Here is an 8138-nt window from a genome sequence, read left to right as displayed (position 1 = left end):
ATCCTTATAGTACTTTTGGCAGATTATTGATACATTTTTTGACATTGTTTGATATCTATATCTTAATAATTTGGCATAACAAGTACTGAAGAACCGTTTTAATTTGCGAAAAACGATGCTTTTCACAAGACCAAAAATCTTCTAAAACATCAACAATAAAATCACTGGTAACTTTTGATTCTGTAAAGTACAAAAATAGCTCATCAAGCTCTGGAAGAAATATACCATAAGGAGTTACAGTTGTTTTTGGATTATAATCATGGTTATCAGCTTTCGCTCCATCCCTTCATTCCCCTTTAAAATGATTATCATTCTTGTTAGTGGAATAGTTTATTTTCTGGAAGTCCCTAAGATCAAATTTGCGAGAAATTTCAGTGAGGATAGTCTCACCTAGTGCAAAATTAATCTTGAGGTTAAGAGCGCGTAATTCGACAACTTGCGATCGCACGTTGCGTAAATGCATTTCTATTTGATGCTCACTTTCATTGTAAAATGCCCAGTGTTCAAACTGGGTGGTGTCAAAATTCGCCTCAAAATGTGGGCTAAAAAGCTACCCAGCAAGAGACAGATCAACTCTTGCTGGGTAATTTACCTTTAGTGGCTATAGTTAGCTTTCGTTAGGGACTTCCAAGAAATAAATTACCCAAATAAACGAACCACAGAGACACAGAGAACACAGAGCAATGAGGAGGAGAGAGCTTTTTAGCCAGTTTTTTGGGTATTTTTTTAATTGGAAGTCCCTTAGGCAATCACATTAATATCTGTACTACTAAGCACTGCTTTATTCGAGAACAGGGCTATCTGAACTTGTGCAGTGCTACCAACCCCATCTTTGTCAAAGAATAGGTTCCCCGTAGTTTGATCATAGATAAAGCGATCGCTTGCGGTTGTCGCACTAGTACCAAGTCGGAACAAGCTGGGATCGAGTGTAGTATTAGGAGATTGGCTGAGTGTGAATTCTGCCTTGGAAACCAAGATACTATCATCTCCATGAGTAAAATCAGTAATGGTATCATAGCCTCCAGTGCGGCTACCAGCCAAGTTGAAGCTATCTCGCCCAGATCCACCAGTCAGCATATCTCGACCAATTCCACCAGCTAGTAAATCATCACCCGCACCACCAAGCAAGGTGTCATTACCTGAGTTACCAAAGAGGGTATCATTGCCATCTCCTCCTGTTAACGTGTTAGCGCCAGTATTTCCCGTCAGGATGTTATCAAGGGTGTTACCAGTACCATTGATTGCCCCACCTCCAGTCAAAGTCAAGTACTCCAGGTTAGCTAACAACACCAAAGTCACCGAAGACTTGACTAAATCTATGCCTGCATTGGCGGATTCAATAATAGTATCGTTCACGTTGTCTACGATGTAAGTGTCATTGCCGGCTCCACCATCAAGCCTGTCAGTACCTGCACCTCCATCTAAGGTGTCATTGCCTGCACCACCCAACAAGGTATCATTACCTGTACCACCCAACAAGGTATCATTCCCATCTCCTCCGCTCAAAATATTAGCGCCAGTATTTCCCGTCAGGATGTTATCAAGGGTATTACCAGTACCATTGATTGCCCCGCTTCCAGTTAGGGTTAAGTTCTCCAGGTTATCTGCCAACACGAAGGTCACCGAAGACTTAACTAAATCTGTGCCTGCATTTAAGTCTTCAGTAATAATATCGTTCAGGTTGTCTACGATATAAATATCATTGCCGATTCCACCAATGAGAGTATCAGCTCCCAAACCTCCATCTAAGGTGTCATTGCCTGCACCTCCATCTAAGGTGTCATTGCCTGAATCACCAAAGAGGTTATCGTTGCCATTTTGTCCGCTCAACATATTAGCGGCAGTATTTCCAATCAGGATGTTATTAAGGCTGTTACCAGTACCATTGATTGCCCCGCTTCCAGTTAGGGTTAAGTTCTCCAGGTTCTCTGCCAACACGAAGGTCACCGAAGACTTAACTAAATCTGTGCCTGCATTTAAGCCTTCAGTAATAATATCGTTCAGGTTGTCTACGATATAAATATCATTGCCGATTCCACCAATGAGAGTATCAGCTCCCAAACCTCCATCTAAGGTGTCATTGCCTGCACCTCCATCTAAGGTGTCATTGCCTGAATCACCAAAGAGGTTATCGTTGCCATTTTGTCCGCTCAACATATTAGCGGCAGTATTTCCAATCAAGATGTTATTAAGCTTGTTACCAGTAGCATTGATTGCGTCGGTTCCTGTCAGGGTTAAGTTCTCCAGGTTATCTCCCAACACCCAAGTCACTGAAGACTTGACTAAATCTGTGCCTGCATTTAAGCCTTCAACAATAGTGTCGCCGATACTGTCCACAGTATAAGTGTCATTGCCTTTACCACCAATCAGACTGTCAGATCCTGCACCACCATCTAAGAAATCATTCCCATCACCGCCATCAAGGGTATCGTTATCACCTAGTCCTTGGAGCGTATCATTGCCCTGCAATCCTGATATGAAATCCTTGTTTACCGTACCAATCAGGTTGTCTGCACCTGAAGTGCTATTAGTTACATAGTTTACTTCGTTAATCGTCAAGTTTACAGTAGCAGTACTACTACCTCCATGCCCATCACTTATGGTGTAAGTGAAGCCGTCGGAGCCAAAATAGTCTTGGTTCGGGGTATAAGTGTAAGTACCGTTGTTGTTGTCGAGTAAGCTTCCTTTATTAGGTTGGGTAAAGCCAGTAATACTCAATACGTCAGTGACATCGGCATCTGTATCATTACTCAACAGGGTAGTAGCGTTAATTATAATAGGTATGTTTTTGTTTGTCGTGATGATGTCGTTAACAGCGACGGGAGCATCATTCACCGCCGTAATATTAATATTGCGGGTAGCTGCGGTACTATTAGAAGTCCCATCATTAACTACAAAGCTGATGGTACGAGGTGTGAGACTGGGGTTATCACTGCTGTTGTTATAAGTAATGGAACGCAGTGCAGTTTGATAATTACCAACGGTGTCACTACCATTTAAGGTTAAGACACCTGTGCTGCTGTTGTAGCTGCCCGTAATGCCATTTTGGTTGGCGAAGGCAAGGGTATCTTGAGCAGAGGCGAAACCACTACTAATCCTGATGGTGGCACTAGCTAAGTTGGGGGAGTCTACATCGCTGACGGTGATGCCTGAGTCGATGGTTGTAGTGGTGTTTTCGGTGTATGCCAGAGCAGAGTTGGTGGCAGTAGTAACGGGTACATCATTCACCACCGTAATATTAATATTGCGGGTAGCGGTGGTACTATTAGCAGTCCCATCATTAACTACAAAGCTGATGGTGCGAGGTGTGAGACTGGGGTTATCACTGCTGTTGTTATAAGTAACTGAACGCAGTGCGGTTTGATAATTACCAACGGTGTCACTGCCAGTTAAGGTTAAGACACCTGTGCTGCTGTCGTAGCTGCCCGTAATGCCATTTTGCTTGGCGAAGGCGAGGGTATCTTGAGCAGAGGCGAAACCACTGGTAATGCTGATGGTGGCACTAGCTAAGTTGGGAGAGTCTACATCGCTGACAGTGATGGTTGAGTCGATGGCTGTAGTGGCGTTCTCAGTGTATGTCAGAGCAGAGTTGGTGGCAGTAGCAACGGGTGCATCATTCACCGCCGTAATATTAATATTGCGGGTAACGGCGGTACTATCGTTACTCCCGTCATTAACTAGAAAGCTGATGGTACGAGGTGTAACAGTGGGGTTGTCGCTGCTGTTGGTATAAGTAATGGTACGCAGTGCGGTTTGATAATTAGCAACGGTGTCACTGCCAGTTAAGGTTAAGATACCTGTGCTGCTGTTGTAGCTGCCCGTAATCCCATTTTGGTTGGTGAAGGTCAGGGTGTCTTGAGTAGAGGCGAAACCACTGGTAATGCTGATAGTGGCACTAGCCAGATTAAGGGAGTCTACATCGCTGACGGTAATGCCTGAGTCAATTGCTGTAGTGGCGTTCTCGGTGTATGCCAGAGCATAAACAGAACCAGAGGTGATCATCGGGGGAACCCCACTGTTATTATATAGTTGTGCATATATCCCATTCTTATCCCCATCTTGACCTGAGCTAGTCCAGGAGATAACAAAGTCTCCATCTTTAGCGATCGCTACTGTGGGGTTATTTTGAGTGCTAGTGAAGTAGGTATTAACCTGAAATTCCTTCCCTTGAGCCACCCCAGAACTGTTGTAGCGTTGGGCATATATCCCATCATTATCCCCGTCCTGACCATAGCTAGTCCAAGAAATAACAAAGTCCCCATTTGCATCCATCGATACAATGGGGTTATTTTGACTAGCTATAGTAGTGCTATTGACTTTGAATTCGACCCCTTGAGCTACCCCAGCACTGTTGTAGCGTTGGGCATATATCCCATAGTCAGAATTGTCTTGACCAAGGCTTTGCCAGGAGATGACAAAGTTCCCACTTGCATCCATCGCTACTGTAGAGTTATTTTGATTACTGCTGGTGGTGGTATTGACTTTGAATTCGCCCCCTTGAGCTACCCCAGAACTGTTGTAGCGTTGGGCATATATCCCATCATCGTAAGACCCATCCTGACCATAGCTAGTCCAGGAAATGACAAAATCCCCACTTGCATCCATCGCTACTGTGGAGTTAGATTGATCGTTGCTGGTGGTGGTATTGACTTTGAATTCGCCCCCTTGAGCTACCCCAGCACTGTTGTAGCGTTGGGCATATATTCCATAGCCAGACCCGTCCTGAAGATTGCTTTGCCAGGAGATAACAAAGTCTCCCCCTGTATCCATCGCTATTGTGGGGTTCTTTTGATTACTGGTGGTGGTGGTATTGACTTTGAATTCGCTCCCTTGAGCTACCCCAGCACTGTTGTAGCGTTGGGCATATATCCCATATTTATCCCCGTCCTGAAGATTGCTTTGCCAGGAGATAACAAAGTCTCCCCCTGTATCCATCGCTATTGTGGGGTTCTTTTGATCACCTATGGTAGTGCTATTGACTTTAAATTCGTTCCCTTGAGCCACCCCAGAACTGTTGTAGCGTTGGGCATATATCCCATATTTATCCCCGTCCTGACCAAAGCTTTGCCAGGAGATAACAAAGTCCCCATTTGTATCTATCGCTACTGTGGAGTTAGATTGATTATTGCTGATGGTGCTATTGACTCTCAATTCATTCATGAAAAAACCTCTAAAAAAACTAAAAATTTGATTTCAACAATTACGCTCTGATTAGGCAGATTCCTTAGTCATTAGGAATCACTGCACTCGGTCGCAGCCAGTAGTTCAACTCTGGTGCAGTAAATGCTTGGCGGATTTCTTTTCGTTCCTGATTCAAAACCATCGGACGCTGTACACCAGAGAGAAACTGCACATCATAAAGTTCTTGACAGCCTGTTGTGAACTTCAGCATCCCCACCTGCTGCCCATTTCGCAAATCTACGACTGCTACGCCACAGAGCAACTGCTCAAACCGTTGGGTAATGGGCAACCCTCCGAAAATATGTCGTTCCCGAATCTGGCAAAGTCCGACTAGGGCGTAATACCCCACGCAGCACAACCCCCGCAGAAATCCAGGGAGTACACAGACTACCTGTTTGTCTCCTGATTCAGGATGAATGCGCCATATTTCCCCAGCACCAGAGTTGAGGAGCCACAAAAATCCGTCATGCCAGATTGGAGAATGGGGCATTGATAATCCATCTAAAATAATTTCATTACTCTCCACTTCCACTACGACCCCACCGTTGCTTTTGCCCGGTCGCCATCCCCCGACGGTATCTGTCGCACCGAGGGCAGTTACATACTTGGGGTTGCCATCCACCATCGCTAGCCCATTGAGGTGGCAACGGTCTTCTGGCACTACTTCAGAAATAAATTTGGGATGCCAGCGTGGTACAAAGCTAAAGTCTGGACTCAAGGCAGAAAGACAGGAAAAGCGGGTGTTGACAATCCACAGCCCTTCCCTGCCAAATTCTAGGTCGTGAATGTTAAGATCGCCTGTGAAGTATGCCATCCGTGGCAGGTAGAGAGCATCGTAGCGTCCGGGCTGGTCTTCTAAAAACTCATAAGCTAATGCAGAGGCATTGGCTAATAAACAGACTTCGTGATGGCTAGCTAGTGCCAGACGTGAACCATGAACTGCCAACCCCATTGGTTTAGAAAATTGGCGTAACAGCATGGTAATTTGTTGCCCATTCCAGCCCACAACTGCCAGTTTTCCAGCTTGGTAGGTGGTAATGGCAACTGAACCTCCGGCTTGACTTAGCCAGGAGATAAATCCCTGATCGGCATCACACTGAATTAAGTTATTCTCTTCTGGGGCAGTAGTGGTAGAGGTGGCTAACATAAATAAATAAGTTGAATTAAATTTGAAATTTTGTTGGGGATTTTGACTTATGCCAACTTGAAAAATAATTGTGACAGATGGATTGATGGAACCCAGGCAAAGACATCGATTCTCAATCCAAAATGGTATTAATTGAGAACAAAAATAGTCCGTGGCTCTAGCCTTTAAAATTGAGCGATTTATCGCTCAATACGAACCATGCAAAATTAATGACACAGACTATAAGACGTACCATCATTGTCAATAAACAAACCTTTACCAGGAAGAGAACCCAAAGGAATTACCCCCAGATAACAGGTCCCACGGCCATAAGCCTGCACCAAACCTAACTTTGCAAAAATTTTGAGCTTAGTTTTTTTATAATGTCTTAGTGGTAAGTCTTGCTTGATATACTATTGTTATAATAAAGACCATTTTTTTAGAAAGAAACTGTATATATACTGGATATAAAAATTGTTCAAAACTTCAGCAACTTGAAGCTTGGGTCAGCAGGTTTTCTTACTATTAGCTTTGATAATCGTTCTTAGGCTTGAGAAGGTGGGTAGGTATAGACTGTTGTAGGCATAGTCTGCATCTGTATTAAATATTGAGCCAAAATACGTATAAATTCTGATTAATTAACTCGAAATCAGTAAAGAGAAAGTAGTAAAGCTGACACAAACCGCCAAGTAATGCCTCAAATTCCTGCTAAAAAAGGATTATAAAAATAAGATTGCTATTTGACCGGAAGTTACCCAAAAAAGCTTTTTTTGGTGTGCCATTTGAAGTGTACGACGGAGGTAATATCATGTCCGCATAATTAGTTATGCTAACCACAGTCAATACACCCCACCCCCAGCCCCTCCCCGCTTGTGGGGAGGGGAGACAAAGCATAGCTTTGGCGGGGGTGAGTTTCTTCGAGTTTAATAAGCAATCAAGCGGACATGATATAAGATGAGACAACAAGAGTGTGGAGTGACAGTATGGTTCACTGGTCTGAGTGGTGCAGGTAAAACTACTATCTGTAAATTTGTTGAGAAGGAACTCCGTATACAGGGATACAGAGTTGAAGTTCTGGATGGCGATGTGGTACGTCAAAATTTATGCAGAGGGTTGGGTTTCAGTAAAGAGGATCGAGAAGAAAATATTCGGCGCATTGGTTTTGTGGCTCACCTTCTTGCCAGAAATAATGTAATTGTCTTGGTTTCGGCAATTTCACCGTACCGCGAAATTCGGAAAGAAGTGCGCCAAAGTATTCCATCTTTCATTGAAGTTTACGTCAATGCATCATTAGAAGTTTGTGAACAGCGAGACGTAAAAGGGTTGTATAAAAAAGCAAGAACTGGGGAAATTAAGCACTTCACTGGTATTGATGATCCTTATGAAATACCAATCTCTCCTGAAGTCGAATGCAAAACTAATGAAGAAAGCGTTGCTGAGAGCGCAAATAAGGTGTTACAAAAGCTGGAAAAGTTGGGTTACGTACAGCACTTTGCAAGTAAATGAAGTATACCTCTCGCCTTTGAAATCTGCTGTAGCTGACAATTCAGGTGATCTGGAAAAGTCCACGAAAACCTAACCCCCTTCCCGACGCTCTAAGAGGTTGTTTGAAAAGTTTTTTTATACGCCTAACCCTTGGAGATCCCCCTAAATCCCCCTTAAAAAGGGGGACTTTGATTCTTCCCCCTTTTTAAGGGGGTTAGGGGGGATCAACGAGTGCCTAAAATCACACCTAACTAGGGGTTGCTGAAAAAGTCATAAAAAAGCAATTTCAAGGGTTGACCAGTTATTCAAGCATGAATAGAGATAGTTTTCTGTTATCTATAGCTAG

The 8138-nt window shown here is 43.7% G+C and carries 3 protein-coding genes and 2 pseudogenes; 1 reads left to right on the top strand and 4 read right to left on the bottom strand.

The window, feature by feature from the left end; translation table 11 throughout:
* Positions 1-88: 88 nt before the first annotated feature.
* The 4 genes and pseudogenes from V7K50_RS01010 to V7K50_RS00995 all read right to left on the bottom strand — a co-directional run.
* Positions 89-274 (bottom strand): annotated as a pseudogene (locus V7K50_RS01010) (ISAzo13-like element transposase-related protein); the annotation flags it as partial.
* A gap of 60 nt (positions 275-334) precedes the next feature.
* A pseudogene (locus tag V7K50_RS01005) lies at positions 335-535 on the bottom strand (L-histidine N(alpha)-methyltransferase); the annotation flags it as partial.
* A gap of 206 nt (positions 536-741) precedes the next feature.
* A complete protein-coding gene (locus V7K50_RS01000) occupies positions 742-5160 on the bottom strand; it encodes a beta strand repeat-containing protein (protein ID WP_334956402.1) in 4419 nt (1472 codons plus the stop codon).
* Between the two features lie 64 nt (positions 5161-5224).
* Positions 5225-6328, bottom strand: a complete 1104-nt coding sequence (locus V7K50_RS00995) for a TIGR03032 family protein (RefSeq protein WP_334956400.1) — start codon at positions 6326-6328, stop codon at positions 5225-5227.
* A 933-nt stretch (positions 6329-7261) separates the two neighbouring features.
* Here V7K50_RS00995 and cysC point away from each other — a divergent pair.
* Positions 7262-7813: an adenylyl-sulfate kinase gene (cysC, locus tag V7K50_RS00990; protein WP_334956399.1), complete on the top strand. Its 552-nt coding sequence runs from the start codon at positions 7262-7264 to the stop codon at positions 7811-7813.
* The last annotated feature ends 325 nt before the right edge of the window (positions 7814-8138 follow it).

Source organism: Nostoc sp. (assembly GCF_036917135.1).
Lineage (GTDB): Bacteria > Cyanobacteriota > Cyanobacteriia > Cyanobacteriales > Nostocaceae > Nostoc.
This window is presented reverse-complemented; position numbering and strand designations above follow the sequence as displayed.